The 3,328-nt window shown below is 60.6% G+C and carries 5 protein-coding genes; 3 read left to right on the top strand and 2 right to left on the bottom strand.

The features are described 5' to 3' along the window. Together coaD and HUJ17_RS16140 are read right to left on the bottom strand one after the other, a co-directional pair. Positions 1 to 458, bottom strand: a 458-nt coding sequence (coaD, locus tag HUJ17_RS16145; RefSeq protein WP_290511652.1) for a pantetheine-phosphate adenylyltransferase, incomplete at its 3' end; no start/stop codon positions are given. 94 nt (positions 459 to 552) lie between these two features. Beyond that, entirely contained in the window at positions 553 to 1,617 is a 1,065-nt protein-coding gene (locus HUJ17_RS16140) for an SDR family oxidoreductase (protein ID WP_290511651.1), read from the bottom strand. A gap of 81 nt (positions 1,618 to 1,698) precedes the next feature. Here HUJ17_RS16140 and HUJ17_RS16135 point away from each other — a divergent pair, with 81 nt between their 5' ends. From HUJ17_RS16135 to HUJ17_RS16125, 3 genes are all read left to right on the top strand, one after another. Then, positions 1,699 to 2,082: a MerR family transcriptional regulator gene (locus HUJ17_RS16135; RefSeq protein ID WP_035245770.1), complete on the top strand. Its 384-nt coding sequence runs from the start codon at positions 1,699 to 1,701 to the stop codon at positions 2,080 to 2,082. A gap of 230 nt (positions 2,083 to 2,312) precedes the next feature. Then, positions 2,313 to 2,891 (top strand): DUF4334 domain-containing protein, encoded by a 579-nt coding sequence (locus HUJ17_RS16130; RefSeq protein ID WP_290511650.1) that lies wholly within the window; start codon positions 2,313 to 2,315, stop codon positions 2,889 to 2,891. 86 nt (positions 2,892 to 2,977) lie between these two features. Then, positions 2,978 to 3,328 (top strand): hypothetical protein (locus tag HUJ17_RS16125; RefSeq protein WP_290511649.1); only part of this gene is annotated, 351 nt, incomplete at its 3' end.

Raw genomic sequence — 3,328 nt, 5'->3', positions numbered from 1 at the left:
GCTTTCGCCACCAGCGGCGGTACGAAATTGCTCACATCCCCGTCCAGCAGGGCGATTTCGCGAATCAGCGAGCTGGAGATAAAGGACAGGTGCTCCGCCGGGGTCAGAAACACGGTTTCCAGCTCCGGGGCCAGTTGCCGGTTCATGTTGGCCAGCTGGAATTCGTATTCGAAGTCACTGACCGCGCGCAGGCCGCGCAGCAGGATGTTGCCATCCTCTTCCTTGCAGAAGTGGGCCAGCAACTTGGAAAAACCGGTGACCCGGACATTGGGCAGATGGGCCAGTACCTGAGTGGTCAGCTCCACACGTTCTTCCAGGGTGAACAGGGGCCCTTTCTTTTCACTGGCGGCAATGCCGACGACCACTTCATCAAACATCTTGGCGGCCCGTTCGACCAGGTCCAGATGGCCGTTGGTGATCGGATCGAAGGTGCCTGGGTAGATTACGCGGTTGGTCATGCTTGGCTCGCTTTATCGCTGAATACCGTGCCCGGCCGTGCCGGGCACCCACAATGCCCGCAAGCATACCCCAAGCGCCCGCAAAGATGCAGGGTCAGGCCGGTGACGGATCCGCCTGATCATGCCCTTGTTGCTGGTACCAGCGGGCACTGCGGGCAATCACCGCCGCCATGGCGGGGCGCGGTAGCCCCTGCTGCGCCAGAAAGGCATCGGTGGCGGTGGTGTCGAAACGGGTGGTCTGGATGAAGTGCAGCGCCTCCGGCCAGGTATTCATCAGCCGTGGCATCCCCGGCAGACGCAGCAGGGCCGCCAGAACCGGAATCGGCACATGCCGCTGCGGAGGGCGCCGCCCCAGGCTGTCGGCGGCGATGGCCAGCAGCCCCTGCAAGTTGGGGGTGGACGGGTCCAGGGCCAGTAGCCGTTGCGGCACGGTATGGGCCCGGGTCGCCTCCGCAATCAGTGCCGCCAGATGGTCCACCGCCACCAGTGGCAGCCAGTGATCCGGGCTGCCGGGGACCATGGCCATCCGCCCCCGCGCCAGGTTATCGATCAGCGAATACAGCGGCTGGGCACTATCCAGGGCGCCGGTATGGCTATGACCGGCGACAGTCGCGGGTTGCACTTCGACCAGATCCAGCTCACGGCTTGCCGCCAGGGCCCGCACCCGGATTGCCGCTTCCAGTTTGCTGGCTTCATAGCCGCCCGCCCGGCGATAGACCTGCTGCCAATCCACCAGGTCCGGGTCGTCGCCGGTGATACCCAGCCGCTGAAGATGCTCATGGTTTTCCAGCATGAAGCCACTGATAAACACCAGGCGGCTGCCATGGCAGCGGGCCAGCTCCGCCACCGCCAGGCTGCCGGCTACATTGGTGCGCTGGGCGGTCTCCCGATCCAGTTGCCAGGCAAAGCGGGCGCCCAGATGAATGATGGCCTGTGGGGCAGGCAGATCCTCCGGCAGGCCCAGGCCGGGCAAATCCAGATCCCCCTGTACCGCCTGCAGACGCTCGCCCTTCCCGCCCAGGGCATGGACTTGCTGGCGCAGGACGGGGAGCTGGCTGTCCGGCTGGCGCAATACCGCCAGGATGTCGTGATCATGGCTTAACTGAGCGCAGACATGGCGGCCGATAAAGCCGCTGGCGCCGGTGATGAGAATGGTCATGGCAGGTCTCCGTGATGAGGTATGCCACCACCCTAAAGGGTAGAGTATGCTCTAAGGTCAACAGCGGATTACGAGGCGGCCATGCAGATTGCGGAACTGGAACAGCGCACCGGGGTGAACCGCCATACCCTGCGCTATTACGAAAAGGCCGGTTTGCTCCAGGAAGTGGAACGGCGTGGCAACAATTATCGGGATTACCCGGAAAAGGCAGTGGAACGGGTGGCCATGGTGCGCCAGCTCAAGGCGCTGGGTTTTTCCCTGCGTGAGATTCGTGAGGTGCTGGATGCCCTGCGCAGCGACAGCATCGATTGCGAACAAGGCGCTGTGCTGATGGCGGAAAAGAAGGCGGCGGTGGACGACAAGATTCGCGAGCTGAAGCAGGTCAGTGCCCTGTTGGGCCGGGAGCAGCAGCGGCTGGAAGACAGTGCGGCGGCATTGCGCGAAGAAGGACGTTGCAAGGGATGATTTTTACCACAGAGGGCACAGAGTTCACCGAGTAAAACCAGGCTCTGCGGTATACAAATCCGGTTGATTTTTCTTGTTTGCGATCGGTTCTTTCTCAAAAGAATGTTTTGGTCAATGCATGGTGTTTTTGGTGAACACCCTTGCCTGACAATGGCGCACAAACACTGGTGATTTTACCGGGCTGTGCTTAGCGTATGGGTCCATTCTTCGTGCGGCTTCAGGAGTAGATCATGGGTGTGTCTCAGGCAGACAAGAAAAGCATGAAAGAAATAAGTTTTGCGCAAGCTCAGCAGGCCGGGCAGGTCTCCTGTGAGGATGCGCTGGCCATTTATGATGCGCTGGAGCCCATTGATACGGACTTCATGCTTGGCGCCTGGAAAGGCGAAGGCTTCGAAACCGGTCATCCGCTGGATGGGGTGCTGGAGCGTTGCCACTGGCATGGCAAGCGTTTTGACAGCGCCGAACACGTGCACCCGCTGGTGTTCCGCAAGGCATCCGGTAAATTGACCACGGTGAAGCCGATGCTGGTGATGCCGGGGCTGGGGCTGCTGGACCGGTTGCCGTTTTTGAGTTCGGAGTGGGTGGGCAAACTGTTCCAGGTTACCCTGCCGCTGCTGTCCGGGCGCCGCTCTGCTGCCCGCCTGCGCATGATCCAATACCGTGGTAAAACCTCGGCCACCATGTCCTACGACAACCTGCCCATCAATGATGTGTTTCGCAAGGTGGACGACAACACCGTGCTCGGCATCATGGATCTGAAAGGGATGAAGCAGCCGTTTTTCTTTGTGCTGCGTCGCGACGACCGCTAAGTTTTTCTGCCAGAATATCCCCTGAATAATAAGGAACGCCTGTGCGAGACACCGCTCCCACAGGGACGTCGATTCGGGGGAGGCTTATGGCCGATTGGGCACCGCAATACAGCAAGGCCGAGCGTATCCGCCTGTTATTGTTTCATGCCGCCTGGGCTGTGCCCCTTTTCCTGCTGACCGAGGTTTTCTTTTTTCCCTGGTTCGAGCGCTATGTGGAAACGGCCCACTGTCACCACTATGGGTCTCTTAACGGTCTGGCGCTGGTGCTCTACAGTCTCTTTATCGGTTTGCCGCTGGGTCTCGCATTGATATTGCTGGCCATTGAGGGGCGGCACAGTTTTCGTGTGTTGCGACTGGGCCAGTCGCCACTGCCCGACGAAAAAGTGTTCCGCCCTGCCCGCTATGTGTACGGCCACCGGGCGCGTATCAAGCCGCTG

This window comes from Alcanivorax sp. (assembly GCF_014762765.1).
Taxonomy (GTDB): domain Bacteria; phylum Pseudomonadota; class Gammaproteobacteria; order Pseudomonadales; family Alcanivoracaceae; genus Alcanivorax.
Note: the sequence above shows the minus strand (reverse complement) of the source record. Positions and strands in the feature narration are given on the sequence as shown.